The sequence below is a fragment of the Ruegeria sp. BG9 genome, from assembly GCF_056538305.1.
Map to the genome: position 1 here is coordinate 147,430 of NZ_JBQFSY010000003.1, position 21,413 is coordinate 168,842.

Below are 21,413 nucleotides of genomic sequence, written 5' to 3' on the forward strand. Positions count from 1 at the left end.
TCCCTGTGGACAACCGCGCGTCATCCCCTTGGCGCGCGTTTTCATTTCTGGCAGGTTTGAGCCATGTCATTGCCCCCCGGATTTCTCGATGAGCTGCGCACCCGGCTGAGCCTGTCTCAGGTTGTTGGGCGTAAAGTCATGTGGGATCAGAGAAAATCCAATCAGGGCAAGGGGGACATGTGGGCGCCGTGCCCGTTTCACCACGAAAAAACGGCGTCTTTTCATGTGGATGACCAAAAGGGGTTCTACTACTGCTTTGGCTGTCATGCCAAAGGCAACGCGTTTACTTTCGTACAGGAAACGGAAAACGTTTCCTTCATGGAGGCGGTAGAAATTCTGGCGCGCGAAGCTGGCATGCCGATGCCCGCGCGCGACCCGAAAGCGCAGGAAAAACAAGACCGCCGCACGCAACTGGCCGAGGTGATGGAGCAGGCGGTTCAGTTCTTTCGCCTGCAACTCAAGACTGGGGCGGGCAGTGCGGCGCGCGACTATCTGGCCCGTCGGGGTTTGGACGCCAAGGCGTTGGAGCGATGGGAGATCGGCTTTGCCCCGGACGGCTGGCAGGCGCTGTGGGATCATCTGACCGGCAAGAACGTGGCCGAAGATCTGATCCTTGGGGCGGGTCTGGCTAAGCCGTCGAACAAGGGCAAGAAGCCATATGACACGTTCCGCAACCGGATCATGTTCCCAATCCGTGATCCGCGCGGTCGGTGTATCGCATTCGGCGGTCGGGCGATGGACCCGAATGACAACGCCAAATACCTGAACTCACCCGAGACCGAGTTGTTCGATAAGGGCCGCAGCTTATATAATCATGGGCCTGCGCGGCAGGCGGCCGGGAAGGGGCAGCCGCTGATCGTGGCCGAGGGCTATATGGATGTTATCGCGCTGGCCGAGGCCGGGTTCGGCGCGTCGGTCGCTCCGCTTGGGACGGCGATTACTGAACATCAGTTGCAGCTGCTCTGGCGGATTTCGAATGAGCCGATCATTGCGCTGGATGGCGACACCGCGGGCCTGCGCGCGGCGATGCGGGCCGTTGATCTGGCCTTGCCTCTACTTGAGGCCGGAAAGTCCCTGCGCTTTGCGCTGATGCCCGAAGGAAAAGACCCGGATGATCTGCTACGGGCCGACGGGGCGGGGGCTGTACAGGCCGTGCTGGACGGGGCCATCCCGATGGTGAAGTTGCTTTGGCAGCGCGAGACTGAGGGCAAGGTTTTTGACAGCCCTGAACGCAAAGCCGCGCTCGACAAGGTGTTGCGCGACAAGATCAAGCAGATCCGTGACCCCTCGATCCGGTCCCACTACGGGCAAGAGATCAAGGATCTGCGCTGGCAATTGTTTCGGCCGCAGAGACAGTCACAAAACCGTGCGTGGCAACCAAAAGGGAAGTGGCAGCCGCAGAAACAGCCTGCGACGGCGGGTGCGCGGGCCTCGTTCCTGGCGTCTTCGGACAATGCGGACATCCATCTGCGCGAAGCCGCGATTCTGGCCATTGCGATTCTGAACCCGCAGGTCGTGGTCCAGTTCGAGGCGCAGTTGGAAGAGATGGATTGTCACGATGCTGATCATGCTGCTCTGCGTCATGCCATTTTGCGCCATGCGATTGATGACCCTGAAAACCTGAGGGATCACATCGTTGAAACTTTGGGGGCCGAACCCCTTGAAAATCTGCTGAGCCTTCGCCATGTCGCAGTGATCCCCTGTGTGTTCAAACCAGGCGACGTTGAAAAGGCTGAGATGACACTGGCCGAGGAACTCGCGAAAATCAAAGCGCTCCGGGGGTTGGATGCTGAGATTGCCGAAGCCGCAGAGGAACTGTCTGATCTGGCCGATGAGGCGTTGACATATCGGCTGGCGCAAGCCGCCGAAGAGCGTAACCGTACAAGCCGCAGCCAGAATGAAGACAGGGCCGTTTTCGACATTGCCGACAATGGCGCGCGAATCAATCGCGACGAAAAGGATGCGTTCAAGGCAATCATGTCCGGGATCAATTTCGAACGGAAACGTCGCTGAAGTGATGTTTTCGTAAAGCACTGGAAAAGAAAAACAGGTAAACGGGTGGCCGAATCAGTTTCACGCGCTAATGATTCGGATCAAACGAATCACCCATCCCTGCAGGAGCATTGAATGGCCGCCAAAGACACGTCAGAAGATCGCAAGTCAGACGAGCAGGAACAGGAAATCTCGCTGGACATGAGCCAGGCCCAGGTCAAGAAGATGATCGCCGAGGCCCGCGAGAAAGGTTACATCACTTACGACCAGCTCAATCAGGTTCTGCCGCCTGATCAGGTCAGCTCGGAACAGATCGAAGACGTTATGTCGATGCTGTCCGAGATGGGCATCAACATCATCGAAGATGAAGAGGCCGAGGAAGAAGAAAACAAAGGTTCGACCGAACTGACCACCACGGACAACAACCGTGAGGTGGCTCTGGCCGGTGCCGCGACCGAAAAGCTGGACCGCACCGACGACCCCGTGCGTATGTATCTGCGTGAGATGGGTTCGGTCGAACTGCTGAGCCGTGAGGGCGAGATCGCTATCGCCAAGCGGATCGAAGCGGGCCGGAACACGATGATTGCGGGTCTGTGCGAAAGCCCTCTGACCTTCCAGGCGATCACCATCTGGCATGACGAACTTCTGTCTGAAGACATTCTTCTGCGCGACGTCATTGATCTGGAAACCACCTTTGGCAACCAGATGGACGAAGATGGTGACGTGCAAGAGCCGGTCGTCGATACCTCGGCCGTGCAATCGGCCAAACCCGCCAAAAACACCGGCCCCGAGTTGGATGCCGATGGCAACCCGCTGAGCAATGACGATGATGATGACGAGGACGATCAGGCCAACATGTCGCTGGCCGCGATGGAAGCCGCCCTCAAGGATCAGGTTCTAACCACGCTTGAACGGATCTCGACCGATTTCTCGATGCTGTCCGAGATGCAGGACAGCCGGATTTCGGCCACTTTGAACGAAGATGGCTCGTTCAGTGAAAAAGACGAAGAGACCTATCAGAAGCTGCGCGCTGAGATTGTTGAACTGGTGAACGGTCTTCACCTGCACAACAACCGGATTGAGGCGCTGATCGACCAGCTCTATGGCATCAACCGCCGCGTCATGTCTCTGGACAGTTCGATGGTGAAACTGGCCGACCAAGCCCGGATCAACCGTCGGGAGTTCATTGACGCCTATCGCGGGCGTGAACTGGACCCGAACTGGCTGACCGATATGGCTGAAAAGCCAGGCCGGGGCTGGCAGATGTTCATTGAACGCTCGACCGACAAGGTTGAGGAACTGCGCAGTGATATGGCTCAGGTCGGTCAATATGTCGGTCTGGATATCAGCGAATTCCGTCGCATCGTGCAACAGGTTCAGAAGGGCGAGAAAGAAGCCCGTCAGGCCAAAAAGGAAATGGTCGAAGCCAACTTGCGTCTGGTAATCTCGATCGCCAAAAAGTACACGAACCGTGGCCTTCAATTCCTTGATCTTATTCAAGAAGGTAACATCGGTCTGATGAAGGCGGTGGACAAGTTCGAATACCGCCGCGGCTACAAGTTCTCGACTTATGCGACCTGGTGGATCCGTCAAGCGATCACACGCTCGATCGCGGATCAGGCGCGGACGATCCGTATTCCGGTCCACATGATCGAAACGATCAACAAGCTTGTCCGGACCGGTCGTCAGATGCTGCACGAAATCGGTCGTGAACCGACGCCGGAAGAACTGGCCGAAAAACTGCAGATGCCGCTTGAGAAAGTGCGCAAGGTGATGAAGATCGCCAAGGAGCCGATCAGCCTTGAGACGCCAATCGGCGACGAGGAAGACAGCCAGCTGGGTGATTTCATTGAGGACAAGAATGCAGTGCTGCCGCTGGACAGCGCCATTCAGGAAAACCTCAAGGAAACTACGACCCGGGTTCTGGCCTCTCTCACCCCGCGTGAGGAGCGGGTTCTGCGGATGCGTTTCGGCATCGGCATGAACACCGACCACACTCTGGAAGAGGTTGGTCAGCAGTTCAGCGTGACCCGCGAACGTATCCGTCAGATCGAGGCGAAAGCCCTGCGGAAGCTGAAGCATCCAAGCAGATCGCGGAAACTGCGGTCCTTCCTGGATCAGTAAGATCAAAGGCGCCCCGAACAGAGGCGCCTTTTTTCGTTTCACCGTTCACATTGGCAGATTTGTCAAACACATTGGCGCGACTTCACATGTGTTGTGGCGTGTCCGTTTCTATATCCGTATGGTCCACTCATGGGGCGGGCCGGGGCGAGGCGGCTAAGCTGATGACCCCCGGCTTCCAAGCGTCAGTGGATGTTTGACCCGCGTTTTGAAGGCGCTCGGCGGTTGACCTGTCCAACGCTTGAACGCCGTGGAAAACGCGGATTGATCGGCGTATCCCAGAGAATAAGCGATCTCGGACAGGTTCATTCCATTGGTGATGAAGGTCTGGGCCAGATCGCAGCGTAGATCCTCGGTGATGTCGCGGTAGCTGGTGCCTTCGCTTTGCAACCGGCGGGCAAAGGTGCGGGCGCTCATTCCGAGTTTTGCCGCGACATCATCTGCGCTGAGGATTTTGCCCGGCAGTGAGCGGGTGATCAGCCCTTCGACCTTGGCGCGAGTCAATTGCTTCGGCAAGCGACGCTCGGCCAGAACGCGTTCCCCGTATTCTAGTAGATGGGCGCGCAGGCTGGGGTCGTAAGTCGGGACGGGCAGTTTCAGCGAGGCCGGGGACAGGACGATCTCAAGGCTTTCGGAGCCGAAGACAACCGGAAAACCTGCCAGTTGCTGGAAGGCATGGGTATGATCCCCAACCTCATGCTGAAAACGGATTTCAATAGGGTGGAAATCGGTCTGTGTCAGGTTGCGCATTCGGGCGACGGCGGCAAACATCAAGAACTCAGTTCGGCGGTGATAGCGAGCAAAGCTGGCGTCTTTCCACCGGGCCTCTAACGCGGCGAAATTCCCCGAAACCCGCAGGCTGAAGGCGATAGCAGGGTCGATCATGTCGTGGAAATGAGACGTGTTTTCAATCACCTGCTCCAGGTCTCGTGAGTATTTGCTGATGTAGGCCGTCAAGGTCGATGAGGACGTGACGCCAAGCCCGACACTTGCCGCAAAGGTGATATCGTTCAGAGCGTCGCAGGCATAGCGGACAAACAGCGCCTCTTTGTGGGCGCAAAAGGAGGTCGCATCCTCCGGCAGATCCCGCGGGCCAAGTCCGCTGCGATCCAGCACCTCCAGGGTGCTCCGTTTTTCCAATCGCGCGTCGAGCGCCTCGCGCAGAAAGTGAAGGCGGTCAATATCCACATTCATCGCAGCGAAGCCTTCCTTTCTCTGGACCGGGGCCGTCCCAGCATACTGCTTTTCTGTCAGAAATTCGAATGGATTTGGCAGCTGGCAACAAGCCTGGTCAGTCTTTCCTGCCTATATCCTTTTCGTTGCCGGGTCAGTACCTTGTTGGGGATGAGGTCAGAGCCACCGCCGGTCTTACCAACCGGTCACCGGGTTCCCCGGCACACCTCCCTTCTTGTCGCATTGTCCACATAGTAGCCCTATGTCACGCTGTTTGTGCAAGCTTGGATAGTTAGCGGCGCCATGGCAGGGATTGACACAACCGATCTGTTCGACGGACGCAACCTGATCGTCTTTGACGGAGAATGCGTTCTGTGCTCAGGCTTTTTCCGGTTCATGCTGAAACGCGACAAAACCCGACGCTTTGAGTTTGCAACAGCGCAGTCTCCGCTTGGTCAAAGGATGTACAAGGCGCTGAATCTGCCCGTTACAGATTTTGAAACCAACCTCGTGATCGTAGATGGTAAGGTTTTTCAATGCCTTGATGCCTTAGCAGAAGCCATGCGTGCGCTGCCGGCGTTATGGCCGTTGTTGTCACTTGTGCGGTTCCTGCCGAGCGGTGTGAAAGACCTGCTGTATTTCTCGATCGCTCGAAATCGGTATGCTCTTTTCGGTCGGTACGATACCTGTATGATGCCGGATGCTGCTCTCCTTGAGCGTTTGGCCGAGCAGGGGTTTGACGCGTGACGGATCCGTTTCTTCAGGCTTTGGCGGACCCAAGTGTTCTGCCCCAATCTGTGCGAGACCTGCATCTCAAGCCGGGTGAATATGTCGGCGAATGCGATATCGAACGTGGCCAAGGCATTCTCATTCAACTCGCGCTTAAATTGGGGCGGTTTCCCCCTGCAGGCCGGCATGTGCCCGTTCGACTGGTGACCCAAAATCAGGATGAAGACCACAGCTGGCTGCGAGACTTTGGGGGGCACAAAACGACGTCAGAGCTGAGGTTTGACGCAAAAACGGGCCATGTTCATGAGCGTTTCGGGCCGCTTTCGGTCTGGCTAAGGCCTGCGGCGTCGAAACAAGGGCTGGAGGTTCATATCCATCGCCTGACGGTTTTCGGCGTGCCGCTCCCTCAGTTTTTGCTGCCGCAATCGTCAACCAGTGAATGGCAGGATGGTTTGGGGCGTTTTCGGTTTGATGTAGCGGCCTCGATGCCGGGATTGGGATTGCTGATCCGCTACCACGGCTGGCTCACGCCGCTTCACGGTAAGGCGCAAGTTGGTTGAAATGATTGTGAGACCTGCTTTCCGCGGACGCGATGACCTCTAAACTAAGGGGAGCAGCAAGTGAGGAAAGAGTATTATGAAACAGTTACAATATTGCGCCGCTTTGGCGGTGTTTGCCCTGAGCGTTCCGGTGACGGTGGACGCGGCACGTTTGGGTTTTCAAGCCAATGCAATCAATAGCACCGACTTTGAAGTCATTCCCCGTACACGGGATGACACAGACGGGTATTGGTGCGAGGCGGCAGATTTCGCGCGCCGCAGCCTTGGTGCAGGTTGGCAGGACCCCATCTATGTGTTGCGCGGCTATGGACCTAGTGTAACAACTGGGCGTGTAACAGCGGTTCAGTTTTCGCTGAAACCGCCTCCGGCTGATGCTCCGGCACAAACCGGTGGCGTACAGGGCCCCTTCGTTGTCGGCTCCAGCATATCCGTGCAGGGTGCAAATGCGCGGTGCGGTCGCCGGCAGATTTTCTAACAACTAAAGCAAAGGCCAAAACGCAATGCAGACGGAATTCGCGCTCCAGACCAATGGACCCGGCTTGTACGAATTCACGTCCCAGATTGCAGAATGGCTTAATTCCCTTGAACGGGATGGTGTCCTGACGTTGTTCGTCAGGCACACCTCCTGTTCTTTGCTGGTGCAAGAGAACGCAGACCCCGAGGTGCAGACGGATTTGCATGCGTTTTTTGAGCGTCTTGTGCCTCCGTCCGATCATCCCTCAATGACTTACTTGCGCCATACCTATGAAGGGCCGGATGACATGCCTGCCCATATCAAGGCGGCGATGATGCCGGTTTCCTTGTCTATCCCCGTCCGTCAGGGGCGGATGGTTTTGGGAACTTGGCAGGGGATTTACCTGTTTGAACACCGCCGCGCCCCACATCGACGGCTGGTCGCGGCACATCTGTCCTGACCCTTTATTTTGGGGTGCAAATTTCCGACTACCCAAATCCTAGCGGCTGCCCTATAGTTGTGGATAAGTAAGCCAAAGTGCTTACAAAAGAGGCCAGCTAGGGACGAGGAGACGGCGGATGCGCTGCCCGTTTTGCGGAAATATCGACACTCAGGTGAAAGATTCACGCCCGGCAGAGGATCACGTTGCGATACGCCGACGTCGGTTTTGCCCTGCCTGCGGAGGGCGTTTTACGACCTATGAACGGGTTCAGTTGCGCGATCTGGTGGTGATCAAAACCAACGGAAAACGCGAAGATTTTGACCGCGACAAGCTGGAACGTTCGATCCGTATCTCGATGCAGAAACGCCCGGTTGATCCTGAACGGATTGATCAGATGATCTCGGGTATTGTGCGGCGTCTGGAAAGCATGGGCGACACCGATATTCCGTCCAACAGAATTGGTGAGATCGTCATGGAAGCTCTGGCGCGGATCGATACCGTCGCCTATGTTCGCTTTGCGAGTGTGTACAAGAATTTCCAGGCGGCCGATGATTTCGAGGAGTTTGTCCACGAACTGCGCCCGCCGCAGCCTTCGACGGACGAGTGAGCGAAACAGATAAGCGATTTATGGCGCTGGCTTTGTCTTTGGGTCGGCGCGGTCAAGGGTCGTGCTGGCCCAACCCAGCTGTCGGGTGCGTTATCGTGCGCGACGGTCGGATTGTCGGGCGAGGGTGGACTCAACCTGGCGGGCGTCCCCATGCAGAGCCTGAGGCTTTGGCGCAAGCGGGCGCGCAGGCAAATGGGGCTACGGCCTATGTTTCGCTGGAACCCTGCGCCCACTACGGCAAGACACCTCCTTGCGCCGAGGCGCTGATCTCGGCCGGCGTGGCCCGCGTTGTTGCGGCGATCGAAGATAGTGATCCTAGGGTTTCCGGGCAGGGCTTCGCCATGCTTCGCGAGGCCGGGATCGAGGTTGAAACCGGCGTTCTGGCGCAAGAGGCTGAGCGTGATCTGGCCGGGTTCTTTCTGAAAACCGAACAGGGCCGTCCGTTTGTGACGTTAAAACTGGCCAACAGTTTTGACGGGCGGATTGCCACGTCAACCGGACATAGCCAGTGGATCACCGGATCAACTGCGCGACGCGAGGTTCACGCGATGCGCGCCCGACACGATGCGGTCATGGTTGGCGCTGGCACAGCGCGCGCGGATGACCCCTCGCTGACAGTTCGGGATCTAGGGATAGAGCGTCAGCCGGCGCGCGTGGTTGTCTCGCGTCATCTGGACCTGCCCTTAATGGGGCAACTGGCACGCACGGCCTCAAAAACACCTGTCTGGCTATGTCATGGTCCGCATCCCGACGCCGAGCGCGCCCGCACGTGGGAAGGGTTGGGCGCGAAGTTGCTACCATGCGCGTTGCACGACCATCAGGTTGATGCGCGCGACCTGTTGCAACAGCTGGGCCAGGAAGGTCTGACAAGTGTTTTCTGCGAAGGCGGCTCGGCTTTAGCGGCGTCGTTGCTAGCGCAGGATCTGGTCGATGAGCTTGTCGGTTTCACTGCTGGTTTGACCATCGGCGCCGAGGGACTTTCGGCGATTGGCGCATTAGGGCTGGAAAAACTGGACAGCGCCCCTCGGTTCGAGTTGATCGAGGCGCGCCCGGTCGGTGGCGACGTGTTGCACCGTTGGGCCCGAACAACGCATTAGCGTCGCCAGAGATGGGCATGGGTGGAAAAAGCACCCTGTAGCTTTGACCAGGCCCGATTCAGCGGCCCGCGTTTGGGGGGCTGACCCCGTGCCAACCGTTCAATGGCGACCTCGACGGGGCAGGGCGCGCCGGTAACCGGGTCCAGATAGCGGGGATAGTCAATCAAGCTGGCATGCACCAAACCCAGCAGGGATGGGCGTGCGCCGCGACGGGCCGGTACACTTCCAAGATCCGTGGTCAGGCCCCAACCGGCATAGAAGGGCGCGCCAAAACTGGTCACCGGAATGCCGCGCAATAGCGCCTCGAACCCCAGAAGCGAGGTCATGGTCCAGACCTCTTGCACCTCGGACAGCAAGGTTGACGGGTCGGTCTCAGTCGCGATCACATCCGCCAGCCCTTCAGCGTCGATCTGGCCCGAGCGCAGGCCAGCCTCGACATCCGGATGGGGTTTGTAGATCACAACGGCATCGGGATTAGCGGCCCGAACTTCGCGCAGCAGGTCCAGATTGGTGCGGATGGTGCTGGTGCCCAACAGGATAGACGCGTCATCCTCGACCTGCCCCGGCACCAAAATGCGGTGACCTTTGGGCAGAGCTGGCGCAGCGCCGCCGGTGTTGTATTTGCTCAACCCCTCGGACACGAGGGCCGAGATCACCCGCTCAACCCGGAACTCCTGATCCGGACGCAGAGTTTCGCGCTTGGATATCCATTCTTCCAATCGGCTGGTTTGGGTCGGGTCGTAGTAGATACCCAGATCATCCGTCACCAGCGACAGGGGCGGCACAAGATCGGCCCCCAATCCGCGTGAGCGGAGAAAGCCATCCTCGATACGGGTGACACCCTCGGCCTCTCGGGATTGATTAGCCCAGACCATATGGGGGCGGGCGGATGAAGCCGGAGGCGAGGGCAAAAACCGTATCTTCTGGTGCTGGCCGAACATGGCTTGCAGGTGCTTGCGTTTCCACATCCGCATACCCGACGCGGTCCATCCCAAGCGGTCTTGCCGCCACGCACGGGTCTGTGCCTCAAGCGTATCCAGCACGACCTCTAGATCACACAACTGGTCCCGATAGGGATCATACCAAACGGGGTAGAGCATCATCGCGGCAGCAAAGAGCTGCGCGCGCGTCAGGTTACGTTGTCTGCGTTGAACGGGGTTTTCGTCCTGCGTTAAACCCCAGCCGGCATAGAACGGCTGCCCGAAGACGCGGGGTTTGTGACCGGCGAGAATTGCCTCGAACCCCATTTGCGACGAGAGCGTATAGACACTGACCGCGCCGTCCAACAGCGGCCAAGGACTGATGTTTTCCGCAACGAAGGAAACGCGTTCCGAGAGGTCTTGCTCGGTGTAGTGCCCGGTGCGGTGACCAGCCAGTGTTTCGGGATGGGTCTTGATCAGAACCGGCATCCCTGGATTTTCTTCCTGCGCGATCACCAGCATCTCAAGAAATCGGGCACGATCCCCTGCGCTGGCCGTGACCGAAGCATCACCGACTGTTTGATCAACTACCAGCACATAGCCGGGGTCGGGGATTGGCGCGTCGGGGTCGAAGGCGGAATACTTGCTGAGGTTCAATTCCTTCAAGCGCTCAATCGCGCCACGCGCCCGGTTCAGAAGCGCGGTATCATCCAGCGGATGTGTCGCTAGAAGCGTTTCCAGATCTGACGGTTGAGCTGGATCAAAGTGTAAGCCCGAGCGATCCAGAAGCAGGCCTAAAGGCGGCTCGCCCTGGCGACCAGGGTGGAGAGATCTTAGAAAGGCGTCCTCGACCCGCAGCAAAGGGGTACCCCGGTCCTTAGCGATGCGTCTCCCTCGATGGGCCGTGGGGCTGTCACCCCAGATGGCAACGGTGTCCTCGAGTCGGGGCAGGCCCAGCCGGATGTCATATCCCGAAAGGGATAGAATGCGCCGGACGCGCCGGTTGGTCAGAAACCCGCCATTGTAGACAAATGCCCGGGACCGCGCCCCGCCAGTTGCGGTGGGGTCCCCAAGGGTCATGGTTTAGTTGCCGGTCAGGGTGGCGACATTCGCGACCGGCGTTAGGCCCCCGGCGATCAGAGAGATCGACTTTGTCCACTGCGCGTACGGTGCTTCAGTCACGTAGATTGTATCGTCGTCGCGGATTACGAAATCACGCGCAATGAACAGGCCATTGGGCGCGGTCAGGTTCAGCAGATAGATCATGCGCTGATCGCCCTGCAGATCGGAACGGCCCATCACTTGGCGGGCGATGTCCTGACGTTCGCGGCGTAGGACGAAGATACCGGTTGGATCAGATGAGACGGATACCAAGCCGCCAACCTGAGCCAGAGCCTCAAGCGCTGACAGGTCCTGACTGTCGAAGGCGACGCGCGATTGCCCACCAGTTGCGCCAAGCGCGATATAGGAACGGCTGTCTTCCTCGACCAGAATGCGGTCACCGCCGCGCAGCGCAACATCCAGCTTGGGATTTCGGAATAGGTCTTCGTACCAGACTGTCCCACGTTGATCGCCTCGGATCAGGGTGACCAGTGCGATATCGGAGGCCACTGAAACCCCTCCAGCCTGAGACAGCATGCCAAGCAGAGTGCGGGTTGGTCTTTCGATTGGATAAATACCAGGAGCGCCGATGGTGCCAGTCAGCGAAACGGTCGACCCGTCTCCGGCAAGGCGGCGTACTTCGACCTGAGGGTCAGGAGTTTGCTCTTCCAACTCATCCGTGATCAACCCGCGCAACTCTTCCGGAGTGTTGCCGGCGGCACGCAAACGGCCCGCATAGGGGACGAAAATGAAGCCTTCACTATCGACCTGAACCTGTTCCAGCGCGGTCGAGGAACCGACTTCGCCAGCCAGCAGACCGTCATCGACGTTCTCCCAGATCGTCAGGCCCAAAACGTCACCTGGGCGCACAGTATCTGCGGTCAGCGATGGGGCTGAAGTAAAGGACGAAGAGAACCCAAACTGAGGCACGGATGACGTGGCCCGTGAAACGCGATCATCGACTTCCACCACAAACGCATTGCCGCCATTATTGACTGAGCCGGCCAGAATCTCGTTCTTGTTTGGGCCCGCTTTGGGCAACTGGCATGCACTCAGTATGACGAGTGAGGTCACAAGGGCGACCCCCCGTACCCAACGGATTGGAAAGCGATGCACTGCCGATAACCTCAGTTCTACTTGTTTTTCGGCAAGCTACTCTTTTATCGCCACAACTTCCAGAGAAGGATGGCCGGGTCTACTCAACGATTTTCAACTGTGGCTCTGGGGTCGCGTCGTCGGACAGCATGGCCTGATAGGGATCATCAGCCCTCAGCATCATGTCGACAGCGCGGCGCAGCAATTGCCGACGTCCGCGCCGTGAATAGTAGCCGCCCGGAACCTGACTGGTTTCCAACAAAAATCGTCGATACAACTGGTAGGCCTCAATGTCGGGTAGTTCAGGGGCGGCGAAAAAACGGCTAACCTCCTGTTGTGACACAAGTTCCGGTTTGTCATAGACGGCACGGCCAAAAATCCGCAAGGGGATGCCGCGCCATAGCACTTGCTGCCCTGCGGTCGAGTTGATGGTCACGGCCGAGCTGGCGTCGTCCAGCAGTTTCGCCAGTTTGCCGCCGGGGACGTAATGCACCCGGCCTTTGATCCCGAGTTTGAGCGCCAAATCCCGAACACGTCGACGTAGGGGCTCGCGGTGGTTCTCAAGCGGATGTTCCTTAATGACCAGATGATGATGTGCGGGGGCGCCTTTGGCGAAGCCCTCCATCATTTGTTCTAAAAAAGCGCACATCCCCGAATATTCCGAATGGGACTGGACCGAGCTGTCATGACCCAGTTGCAAAAGCACAAGGTGATAGGGAAAGGCGCCGCTACGTACCCGTGCCGTGGCTAGACTTCGTTGCAGTCGGTGGAAAGGCATCAGCATAAGGCGCTTGAAATACAGCCGAAACTCTTTCGAGACTGGCAGCGCGCGGTGCGGTTTGAAATTGCGATATCGCCCGTTCAGAAACAGCACGAACCAGTGGTATAGCGCGCCGTAGAAGATGTGTTGTTGCATATCTCCCCAATGGGATGGCGGTGGCGGGGAATGTGCGCCCGAATGCGACAGTGCCTGTGCCATCTGGTCCAGATCCAGAGACATCAGCCGCGAATTGCCGTTTGAGCCGCCACGCTCATAGGTGACCCACCATGGGCGCAGGTAGCCTTCCTCGAACACATGCACGGTGATGCCTCGTGTCTTGGCGATCCTGACGGCGTTTGCGTGAATCGGGCGGGTGTCACCGTATAGAACGATGTCTGTCACCTGTTTCTCGGCAATCAGCGCCTGCATCACCTCGGGCCAGTGTTCTGGCGCGTCGCGATAGGGGATGTAGCTTTTCCTGTCGAACCAGAACGCCTGATCGCCCGCGTTGAAGCCAACGCGCCATGTTTGCGCCCCCGAGGCCCGCAGCATCCGGCCCAACGCGTTGAAAAACGGGCCATGCGGGCCTTGCAGGAACAGAAAGACCCGAGGGTCAGCGTGTTGTTCTTGGTGGTGCATCTGCGCGATTTAGCCAATATTCTTGTCGAAACTATGCCCGCCTGAGGGTTTCTCCGCAAGGTTGGGCTTGCCGGGCGGCGCGGATCAGCTTACCTCGGCCCTGATAGTCTGAGACAGGGTAGAACGCGAGGGTTGACGGAATGTTTACAGGAATCGTGACCGATATCGGAACAGTGACCGAGCTGGACCAGCAAGGCGACCTGCGTGCGCGCATCCAGACGGGCTATGACACGGCCTCGATTGATATTGGCGCCTCGATAGCAAGCGATGGTGTCTGTCTGACCGTGATTGCGCTGGGCGATGATTGGTATGACGTTCAGATCAGCGCCGAGACCGTCTCGAAAACCAACCTGAACAACTGGGCGCTCGGCAAGCGCGTCAACCTTGAGCGGGCGTTGAAAGTTGGCGACGAACTGGGCGGTCACATCGTGTCGGGTCATGTGGATGGCGTCGCCGAAGTTGTCGATCTGCGCGACGAAGGTGACAGCACTCGGGTCACCTTGCGCGCGCCCAAGGATTTGGCGCGTTTCATTGCGCCCAAAGGATCGGTTGCGTTGAACGGGACGTCTCTGACCGTGAATGATGTCGAGGGCTACGATTTCGGCATCAACTTCATCCCCCACACCAAAGAGGTCACCACATGGGGTGACGTCGCAGTGGGGGATCGGGTGAATCTGGAAATCGACACTCTCGCCCGCTACGTCGCCCGGTTGGCCGAGACCGTCTGAGCGTTAGAATACGTCGCGTCTGAGCGCGCTAAGGCCGTTTGTGCTCTGGCTTTTGGATGCGGGGTGGTCTATCCCGCCTTGCAGAATTGCTCTTGTGAAAGGCTGCCCCATGAGCTTTGAAACCCCCGGTCCGGTCGAGGCCCAGCTGCGCAACGCGATCAGCCCGATTGAGGAAATCATCGAAGAGGCCCGCGCGGGCCGGATGTATATCCTCGTTGATCACGAAGATCGCGAAAACGAAGGCGATCTGGTCATTGCCGCAGAATTTGCCGATGCCGAGGCGATCAACTTCATGGCAACCCATGGGCGCGGGTTGATCTGCCTGCCTATGACGGCTGAACGGGTCGAGGCGCTGGCCCTGCCAATGATGGCGGTGAACAACTCTTCCCGCCACGAGACGGCGTTTACGGTTTCCATCGAAGCGCGTGAGGGCGTGTCGACCGGTATTTCCGCCGCTGATCGCGCGCTGACCGTGGCAACGGCGATCAATGAACAGAACACGATGGCTCATATCGCAACACCGGGTCACATCTTCCCCTTGCGCGCCAAGCGGGGTGGGGTGCTGGTCCGTGCAGGCCACACCGAGGCTGCGGTGGATATCTCGCGTCTGGCCGGGCTGAACCCCTCAGGCGTGATCTGTGAGATCATGAAGCCCGACGGCACCATGGCGCGCCTGCCCGATCTCGTCGAGTTCGCCAAAGCCCATGACATGAAGATCGGTACGATCAGCGACCTGATCACCTACCGCTCGCGCAACGATAACCTCGTGGTCGAAACCTCGCGCGAGATGGTCTTGTCGGAATATGGCGGCGAATGGGAAATGCGTCTGTTCACCGATCAGCTTCACGGCATCGAACACGTCGTCATGATCAAAGGCGACATCACGACGCCCAAGCCTGTCCTGACCCGCACCCACGCGCTGCACGAAGCGCCGGATATCTTGGGCCTCGGTCCGAAATCTTCTCGTGAATTGCCGCGCGCGATGGAGAAGATCGCGGAAGAAGGCCGGGGGGTCGTCTGTCTGTTCCGCCAGCCGCGCAACTCTCTCTATGCGGCCGAAGATGAAGGCCCGCGGACGATCAAACAAACCGGTCTGGGGTCTCAGATCCTCTCTAAACTGGGCATTCAAGAGCTGGTCCTGCTGACCGACTCGCCCGAAACCGTTTATCTGGGGCTGGACGCGTTTGGGCTGTCCATCGTTGGCACCCGTCCGATCCTGAAGGAAGACTGATCATGGCTGAACAAGACAAACATGGCATTCTGCCGACACCCAGTTTCGACAAACCGGTGAAGCTGCTGATCGTGGCGGCGCCGTTCTACCGCGCGATTGCCGACAATCTGATCGCAGGCGCGAAGGCCGAGATCGAAGCGGCGGGCGGCACCTGTGAGATTGTCGAAGTACCCGGCGCGCTTGAGATCCCAACCGCTATCGCGATGGCTGATCGTCAATGCGACTTCGACGGCTATGTCGCGCTGGGCTGCGTTATTCGCGGCGAGACCACACACTATGAGACCGTCTGCAACGACTCCAGTCGTGCGATCCAATTGATGGGCCTGCAGGGGCTTTGCATCGGCAATGGCATCCTGACCGTCGAGAATGACGATCAGGCCGAAGTCCGCGCAAATCCCGAAAAGATGAATAAAGGTGGCGGAGCGGCCGCTGCGGCCTTGCATCTGATCGCACTCAGCCGTAAGTGGGGCTCTTCCAAAAAGGGCGTGGGTTTCAAGCCGCCGTCCGAGTCCATCCTTGTGGCGGGCGACAGCAACGGATCCACGACAGCATGACCCAGACAGACGCGCCGAAACCGGCCAACCAGAAACGCCTGATGAAATCCGCCGCCCGGCTTTACGCCGTGCAGGCACTGTTCCAGATGGAGCTATCAGGGCAGACGACCGAAGCGGTCGTAAATGAGTTTCTGGATCACCGGTTCGGCGCCGTCTACGAAGGCGAAGAAATGCTGGACGGCGACATCAGCGTCTTCCGGTCGCTGGTCGACAATGCGGTGAACTATCAGGCACCGATCGACCAGATGACAGACCGCGCTCTGGTCGCCAAATGGCCGATCTCACGCATCGACCCGACCCTGCGGGCGCTGTTCCGGGCCGCCGGGGCCGAGCTGACCCAAAGCGACACGCCGCCCAAAGTGGTCATCACCGAATTCGTTGATGTTGCGCGCGCCTTCTTTCCCGAAGGCAAAGAGCCGAAATTCGTCAACGCCGTGCTGGACCACATGGCGCGTGAGGCCCAGCCCGAGGCATTCTGACGCCTTTACTCGAACCAAACATGCGCTAACCTGAATGTCATAGCGCAATGAGGTTCGCCATGCCCAAACTGATCCGCCTGTATATCACGCAAGTCGCCTGGGGTTTCGTTATCTCGGCCGTGTTTGTAGGGGTGCTTCTAGCATTTAACGTGGCAAACCTCCGGCATTTGATCACCAGCTCGGAAATCGGTCTGGTCGCGCTTGTGATGATCTGGTTCATGAACGGGATCGTGTTTGCCGGTGTCCAGTTCGGCTACAAGATCATGAGCATGGCAGAAAAACCCGGCGGCCCACGTCGCGGCTCGCCTGTGGTCGACAGCTTCAAGCCAGCATTGGCCAAGCAGGAAGCCCGCGCAGAGCGCTGAATTTCAGGGAAAGTGTGGCGGGACCACCAGTCAACCGTGCGGTGTGATTCCCGAGGACCTGTATGTACAGGTGGGCGCCAGGTAATCAGGCCAGGACCTGAACAGAGCCAGCCCCCTCGGAATTGCTTAAGGCCACCAGAATGCTACCAGTCACAAGAAGGGCAGAACCCGCCAAGCGCCTACGTAGGGCGTCCGGCGGGTTTACACAAGGGGTCAGGCATCAACAGTTTCGTGCAGCGCTGTACGCATCTTGCCGAAATGCTCATCCCAGCCATTGTCGAGCGCAAGAATTAGGTCAAACGCATCCGCGCCCTGAGGCAGGCCTTCATGTTGAAGGCTGAGCTTCGTACCGCCTGCGACGGGGGTCAACGTCCATTTGACTAGACTGACCGCGTCTCCCATTGGTTTCACAGTGAATGTGTACTCAAGATATTCAGGGGCACGTGCTTCCCGTACCTCGCCCCAGATCAGCAGGTCGCCGCTGTTGGTTCCGAACATTTGCAGTTTGCTTCCCTTGGTCAGCGTGCGTTCCGGCTTGTGAAACCACTCTGCCAACCGTTCGGGCTCAGTCAGATAGGCCCAGACGGCATCTGGATCGGCCCGTAGAAAAATCGTTTTTTGCAATACGGCATTCGTCATTCTTTTTTCCTTTCAATAGCTTCCTTAAGAGAGTTGAGGCGTTCATCCCAGAACTGGTCAAAGTAGCTGAGCCAATCCAAGATCGGGGCCATGCCCTGAGGTTCAATGCGGTTGATGCGTTCTCTGCCGCGTGCTTCCACCGTAATAAGCCCGCCATCAGACAAGACCGTCAGGTGCTTTTTGACGGCAGCCCTCGTCATGTCGAACCGGTTCGTCAGCTGCCCGATCGTCATGTCCTGCGAGGCAAGCAGTTTGATGATGTCCCGACGGGTTGGGTCTGCCAGCGCACGGAACGCGTTTTGGGTTAGGGTCTGCATTCGTCTCCCCGGTAAAGATACCATTTGGTATCATATTATTGAGATACCAAATGGTATCATGTCAAGTGTTGAGCGAAGACTTTACTTTTGTTCACTAATTGTTCACATTCTCAGCATGACACTGGATTTACAGCCTGGACAGAAACTTGCGCGCGGCGTCGCGCGCCATCTCACCGCCCACGGTTTTGTTTCCGTTGAAGAATTTATGCCGGCGCGCGGGCTGCGCGTTGATGTGATGGGGCTAGGTCCAAAGGGCGAGCTTTGGGTGATCGAGTGCAAATCCAGCCGTGCCGACTATCAGTCAGATTCGAAGTGGCAAGGCTATCTGGAGTGGTGTGACCGATTCTTTTGGGCTGTCGATACCGAGTTCCCAACGGACCTTTTGCCTCAGGAAACCGGTCTGATCATCGCGGATGCTTATGATGCCGAGATCATTCGCATGGCACCCGAGGACAAGCTGTCTCCGGCCCGGCGTAAAAAGATGATCCAGAAATTCGCCACAGATGCTGCACGTCGATTGCAGGCGTTGCGCGACCCGCGGCTGTAACGCAGATCAGCCTTTGACGGCTAGGGCAGCTTGTGCGGCGGCACGCAGCTCATCTGCGATCTCTTCGGCTTCCTCGGGATCGAAATCCATCGGAATCTCAAGGCCGTCGGCCTCGATAAACAGACGTACCATACCCTGATCGGTAGGGCCGATCTGAAGGTTGGCCTGAATGTCGCGTTCGGTGTTGATACCCATACTCGCCTCCGGGGACTGAGCGTTCCTGCTAGCGCGCACGGGGTTGAGAATCAACCCGCCTTTGCGCTCTGATACGGTATGGAGAATGTAAGGATCAGACCCTTTCAGCCCCAGGATGCGCCTTGGTTGGTCGAGCGCCATGGAACCCTCTATGCTCGCGATGAGGGGTTTGATGACAGCTTCGCCCCGCTGGTCGCGCGCATTCTGGATGGTTTTATTGCCGATCATGACCCAGCGTGTGAGAAGGGCTGGATCGCCGAGGCAGAAGGCCAAAGACTGGGGAGTATCTTTTGCGTCAAACTGGACACGCAGACCGCAAAACTGCGCCTTTTTCTTCTTGTGCCCGAGGCGCGCGGTCTGGGGGTGGGAAAGCGGCTTCTGAGTACCTGTATGGGCTTTGCCAAGGCAGCGGGATACCATCAAATGCAGCTATGGACGCATGAAAGCCACAAGGCCGCCTGCGCCTTATACCGGTCCACCGGATGGCAGCTGGTGGACAGCAAGCCGGTGCATTCTTTCGGTGTCGACCTTGTCGAACAAAGCTGGAAAATTAGGCTTTAATCCTCTTGCATTCCCGTGGCGTGTTCGGTACATCGCCCCTCACAAGTGCCGCCTTAGCTCAGTTGGTTAGAGCGCTGGATTGTGGATCCAGAGGTCCCCTGTTCAAGCCAGGGAGGCGGTACCATCTTCCAATCTTAAATTTCAAAATAATTGCAGTATCTTATACGGCGTGATTGAGCCTGTATTTCGTTGCGCCGACTTTGAACAAAAAGGGGGTAAAATTCAAAGTTGCCCAAAATTTGCCCAAAAAGGTAAGTGAAACAGGCACAAGACATGTCTCTTCTTGCTAAAAAGTGTCACCAAGGCTTGCGCTGAGATTCAGCGGTGGGGTCCAAGTATCCCCGCACAGGAGAGCCCTTTTTCTGATCAAAAAGCCCAATGTCCATCTCGCAAAAGCTAAGAAACATAAACGCGATCCAAAGAACGGTCAGCAAAGCCCACAATCTAAAGAAGCCACGGCGATAGTTGAACTTTGATGTATCTGTTTGGGTCATGAAAATCCCCTTGCGCCGCGCTAACACCACGCTGATCTGAAAGTGAAGTGACGACAGCGTCGAAGGCGCTGTGACGCCGGAGATCAAATTTTCAAGATATGTTTCGACGAGTCAGGTCGAGAGATTGGAGACTTACGTCATCAGTACTCTCAATTGCCAAATTTTTTCCATTATTTCCTGACAGATACGAAGCTATTGCGATCAAGGACATTAAAATGACCCCAAAACAGTTTAAAACCACACACGTTTCACTTCGCATTGGTTTGGCGCTCGTTTTCTTGCTTTTTGGGTTTATTTTTCCGCTTTTTTGGGCAGTTGCGGCTATCATTGGCGGTTCGGTTTTCTTCGACTTGGTTCCGTCGAAACATGACCGACACGAGAGGCTTCAGCATTTGACCGGAACGGATACGAACTGGCGCGGGTCCTTTCATGCGTATTGTGAATCACCCGCAGAAAGAGCGTTCCTTGACGCGATGATCGATGAGTTCGACCTCAAGCCCAAGAACGGAAACCTGATTGGATCAGGCATTCAGCTAAACCTTCAAGTGCCAGTGGCCCGATATCGACTGGACTTTTTGGTCAATGATCGGCTGATCGTCGAAATTGATGGCGCTGCTTACCATTCCTCTCCTGAGGCTAAAAAACGAGACGCCGAACGAGATGCTGACCTTGTGTCTGAAGGCTATCAAGTTCTCAGAATTCCAGCAAAATACCCTCTCTATGTTCCGCAGGAAGCGACACTAAGAGTGAAGGAAGCTTGCGAGATACTCCAATCAAGAAACCGAGAAAAAAAGGCTGAATTGAACCGAGAGTTTCGTCCCAAATCAGTTTTCGGTGCGCTTTCGAAGGGACTTAAGGATTTTAATGAAGGCCTAAGCGAATACAACAGGTACGTTCATGAGCAAACGGCAAGAAAAAAAGAAGAAGAAAAGCGAAGGGCTCAGGAGAAAGTCGAGACGGACAAACGGGAATTTGATGAATGGCTCAATGATCCTGAGAAGCAGAAAAAGTGGCAAGAACTGTGTGATGAATTTGGGTTGGAGAACACCTACGCTAAACAATCAAGTAAATAGGCTGCAGTGTTTTTGCTGAAATAGTCGAAGCGAGCATCGCTCGGTTTCTGATTGACTGCAAAATCGTGACGACCGGGTCCCTAGTCATGGCTTGGACCATTCAGCTGCCATCTTTTCCAAGGACCCTTGAGCAAGTTTGAACATGACTAAATTAAGCAAGCAATCATGGCCAACCTATAACACCGTCTTGCTTTCACGCGTAGCGAGTGGCGATGAAACCGGTTCCCGGTTTCATTTAACGCCTAGGTAGGAGGTTAAAAGACTGAGGCGCGACAAGTGGCCGATACGGACGCCGAGCGACCTTCCGCTTCATTGCATTCGGAGTCTTTGCACGCTCGCCTAAGCGTGGAGTGCCAAACGTTGCCTGTCTTTCGCTCAAACATCATTGAAAGTACCCAAGCTGCCTTTTCGGGTACTTGGACGGCAAAGAGAAAATGGTCTGTTACTTTAACGATCTCGTACAGTTCCCCTCCAAGTCTAGTTAACTAGATCCATCCTACCTTGGGAAATCTCGCCGTGACACTGCGAAGTCTTGGAGAA

Annotated in this window: 24 protein-coding genes and 1 tRNA gene; 17 read left to right on the forward strand and 8 right to left on the reverse strand. The window is 57.1% G+C overall.

Annotated elements, in window-relative coordinates; all coding sequences use genetic code 11:
• The first annotated feature begins 63 nt into the window (after positions 1-63).
• Both dnaG and rpoD read left to right on the forward strand, forming a co-directional pair.
• On the forward strand, positions 64-2,013 hold the full coding sequence (gene dnaG / locus ACR0I8_RS06570; protein ID WP_170689828.1) for a DNA primase: 1,950 nt from the start codon (positions 64-66) through the stop codon (positions 2,011-2,013).
• 114 nt (positions 2,014-2,127) lie between these two features.
• A complete protein-coding gene (gene rpoD, locus ACR0I8_RS06575) occupies positions 2,128-4,116 on the forward strand; it encodes an RNA polymerase sigma factor RpoD (RefSeq protein WP_170689829.1) in 1,989 nt (662 codons plus the stop codon).
• 153 nt (positions 4,117-4,269) lie between these two features.
• Here the strand turns inward: rpoD and ACR0I8_RS06580 are convergent, their stop codons facing one another.
• A complete protein-coding gene (locus ACR0I8_RS06580; RefSeq protein WP_170689831.1) occupies positions 4,270-5,307 on the reverse strand; it encodes an AraC family transcriptional regulator in 1,038 nt (345 codons plus the stop codon).
• Positions 5,308-5,589: 282 nt separating this feature from the next.
• Here ACR0I8_RS06580 and ACR0I8_RS06585 point away from each other — a divergent pair, with 282 nt between their 5' ends.
• The 6 genes from ACR0I8_RS06585 to ribD all read left to right on the forward strand — a co-directional run bounded on the left by ACR0I8_RS06585 (position 5,590) and on the right by ribD (position 9,175).
• Entirely contained in the window at positions 5,590-6,033 is a 444-nt protein-coding gene (locus tag ACR0I8_RS06585; protein WP_170689833.1) for a DCC1-like thiol-disulfide oxidoreductase family protein, read from the forward strand.
• Positions 6,030-6,575 carry a DUF4166 domain-containing protein gene (locus ACR0I8_RS06590; protein WP_170689834.1) on the forward strand — a complete coding sequence of 182 codons (546 nt, stop codon included), beginning with the start codon at positions 6,030-6,032 and terminating at the stop codon, positions 6,573-6,575. Before ACR0I8_RS06585 ends, ACR0I8_RS06590 begins: the two co-directional genes overlap by 4 nt.
• A gap of 76 nt (positions 6,576-6,651) precedes the next feature.
• Positions 6,652-7,050 carry a hypothetical protein gene (locus ACR0I8_RS06595; RefSeq protein ID WP_170689836.1) on the forward strand — a complete coding sequence of 133 codons (399 nt, stop codon included), beginning with the start codon at positions 6,652-6,654 and terminating at the stop codon, positions 7,048-7,050.
• A 25-nt stretch (positions 7,051-7,075) separates the two neighbouring features.
• On the forward strand, positions 7,076-7,489 hold the full coding sequence (locus tag ACR0I8_RS06600) for a secondary thiamine-phosphate synthase enzyme YjbQ (RefSeq protein WP_170689838.1): 414 nt from the start codon (positions 7,076-7,078) through the stop codon (positions 7,487-7,489).
• A gap of 118 nt (positions 7,490-7,607) precedes the next feature.
• Entirely contained in the window at positions 7,608-8,078 is a 471-nt protein-coding gene (gene nrdR, locus ACR0I8_RS06605; protein ID WP_170376254.1) for a transcriptional regulator NrdR, read from the forward strand.
• On the forward strand, positions 8,075-9,175 hold the full coding sequence (gene ribD, locus ACR0I8_RS06610) for a bifunctional diaminohydroxyphosphoribosylaminopyrimidine deaminase/5-amino-6-(5-phosphoribosylamino)uracil reductase RibD (RefSeq protein ID WP_170689840.1): 1,101 nt from the start codon (positions 8,075-8,077) through the stop codon (positions 9,173-9,175). Before nrdR ends, ribD begins: the two co-directional genes overlap by 4 nt.
• On the opposite strand, the gene ACR0I8_RS06615 is transcribed toward ribD, so the two are convergent.
• The 3 genes from ACR0I8_RS06615 to ACR0I8_RS06625 all read right to left on the reverse strand — a co-directional run bounded on the left by ACR0I8_RS06615 (position 9,172) and on the right by ACR0I8_RS06625 (position 13,690).
• Complete coding sequence (locus ACR0I8_RS06615; RefSeq protein WP_170689842.1) at positions 9,172-11,175, reverse strand: capsular polysaccharide export protein, LipB/KpsS family; 2,004 nt, start codon at positions 11,173-11,175, stop codon at positions 9,172-9,174. The genes ribD and ACR0I8_RS06615 overlap by 4 nt on opposite strands.
• A 3-nt stretch (positions 11,176-11,178) precedes the next feature.
• Complete coding sequence (locus ACR0I8_RS06620) at positions 11,179-12,312, reverse strand: polysaccharide biosynthesis/export family protein (protein ID WP_170689843.1); 1,134 nt, start codon at positions 12,310-12,312, stop codon at positions 11,179-11,181.
• Positions 12,313-12,391: 79 nt separating this feature from the next.
• The gene (locus ACR0I8_RS06625; protein WP_170689845.1) at positions 12,392-13,690 is read right to left on the reverse strand and encodes a capsular biosynthesis protein; all 1,299 of its coding nucleotides are present in this window, start codon (positions 13,688-13,690) and stop codon (positions 12,392-12,394) included.
• A gap of 140 nt (positions 13,691-13,830) precedes the next feature.
• Here ACR0I8_RS06625 and ACR0I8_RS06630 point away from each other — a divergent pair, with 140 nt between their 5' ends.
• From ACR0I8_RS06630 to ACR0I8_RS06650, 5 genes are all read left to right on the forward strand, one after another.
• Positions 13,831-14,418: a riboflavin synthase gene (locus ACR0I8_RS06630; RefSeq protein ID WP_170689846.1), complete on the forward strand. Its 588-nt coding sequence runs from the start codon at positions 13,831-13,833 to the stop codon at positions 14,416-14,418.
• A 109-nt stretch (positions 14,419-14,527) separates the two neighbouring features.
• Positions 14,528-15,649: a 3,4-dihydroxy-2-butanone-4-phosphate synthase gene (gene ribB, locus ACR0I8_RS06635; protein ID WP_170689848.1), complete on the forward strand. Its 1,122-nt coding sequence runs from the start codon at positions 14,528-14,530 to the stop codon at positions 15,647-15,649.
• Positions 15,650-15,651: 2 nt separating this feature from the next.
• Positions 15,652-16,203, forward strand: coding sequence for a 6,7-dimethyl-8-ribityllumazine synthase (locus ACR0I8_RS06640; RefSeq protein ID WP_170470226.1), 552 nt, complete (start codon positions 15,652-15,654; stop codon positions 16,201-16,203).
• Positions 16,200-16,682 (forward strand): transcription antitermination factor NusB, encoded by a 483-nt coding sequence (nusB, locus tag ACR0I8_RS06645; protein WP_170470223.1) that lies wholly within the window; start codon positions 16,200-16,202, stop codon positions 16,680-16,682. Before ACR0I8_RS06640 ends, nusB begins: the two co-directional genes overlap by 4 nt.
• A gap of 59 nt (positions 16,683-16,741) precedes the next feature.
• Positions 16,742-17,047 carry a hypothetical protein gene (locus tag ACR0I8_RS06650; protein WP_170470220.1) on the forward strand — a complete coding sequence of 102 codons (306 nt, stop codon included), beginning with the start codon at positions 16,742-16,744 and terminating at the stop codon, positions 17,045-17,047.
• 213 nt (positions 17,048-17,260) lie between these two features.
• On the opposite strand, the gene ACR0I8_RS06655 is transcribed toward ACR0I8_RS06650, so the two are convergent.
• Together ACR0I8_RS06655 and ACR0I8_RS06660 are read right to left on the reverse strand one after the other, a co-directional pair.
• Complete coding sequence (locus tag ACR0I8_RS06655; protein WP_170551659.1) at positions 17,261-17,686, reverse strand: SRPBCC family protein; 426 nt, start codon at positions 17,684-17,686, stop codon at positions 17,261-17,263.
• A complete protein-coding gene (locus ACR0I8_RS06660) occupies positions 17,683-18,003 on the reverse strand; it encodes an ArsR/SmtB family transcription factor (protein ID WP_170376274.1) in 321 nt (106 codons plus the stop codon). Before ACR0I8_RS06660 ends, ACR0I8_RS06655 begins: the two co-directional genes overlap by 4 nt.
• 115 nt (positions 18,004-18,118) lie before the next feature.
• Between ACR0I8_RS06660 and ACR0I8_RS06665 the strand changes: the two genes are divergently transcribed.
• Complete coding sequence (locus tag ACR0I8_RS06665; protein WP_170689850.1) at positions 18,119-18,550, forward strand: MmcB family DNA repair protein; 432 nt, start codon at positions 18,119-18,121, stop codon at positions 18,548-18,550.
• Positions 18,551-18,556: 6 nt separating this feature from the next.
• Here the strand turns inward: ACR0I8_RS06665 and ACR0I8_RS06670 are convergent, their stop codons facing one another.
• Positions 18,557-18,745 (reverse strand): DUF6324 family protein, encoded by a 189-nt coding sequence (locus ACR0I8_RS06670; protein WP_170376278.1) that lies wholly within the window; start codon positions 18,743-18,745, stop codon positions 18,557-18,559.
• 78 nt (positions 18,746-18,823) lie between these two features.
• On the opposite strand from ACR0I8_RS06670, the gene ACR0I8_RS06675 reads away from it, so the two are divergent.
• Together ACR0I8_RS06675 and ACR0I8_RS06680 are read left to right on the forward strand one after the other, a co-directional pair.
• Positions 18,824-19,306 carry a GNAT family N-acetyltransferase gene (locus ACR0I8_RS06675; protein ID WP_170689851.1) on the forward strand — a complete coding sequence of 161 codons (483 nt, stop codon included), beginning with the start codon at positions 18,824-18,826 and terminating at the stop codon, positions 19,304-19,306.
• Positions 19,307-19,353: 47 nt separating this feature from the next.
• Positions 19,354-19,430 (forward strand) — tRNA-His (locus ACR0I8_RS06680).
• Positions 19,431-19,602: 172 nt separating this feature from the next.
• On the opposite strand, the gene ACR0I8_RS06685 is transcribed toward ACR0I8_RS06680, so the two are convergent.
• A complete protein-coding gene (locus tag ACR0I8_RS06685; RefSeq protein WP_170689853.1) occupies positions 19,603-19,800 on the reverse strand; it encodes a hypothetical protein in 198 nt (65 codons plus the stop codon).
• Between the two features lie 215 nt (positions 19,801-20,015).
• On the opposite strand from ACR0I8_RS06685, the gene ACR0I8_RS06690 reads away from it, so the two are divergent.
• The gene (locus ACR0I8_RS06690; protein WP_170689854.1) at positions 20,016-20,873 is read left to right on the forward strand and encodes a DUF559 domain-containing protein; all 858 of its coding nucleotides are present in this window, start codon (positions 20,016-20,018) and stop codon (positions 20,871-20,873) included.
• Positions 20,874-21,413: the final 540 nt, after the last annotated feature.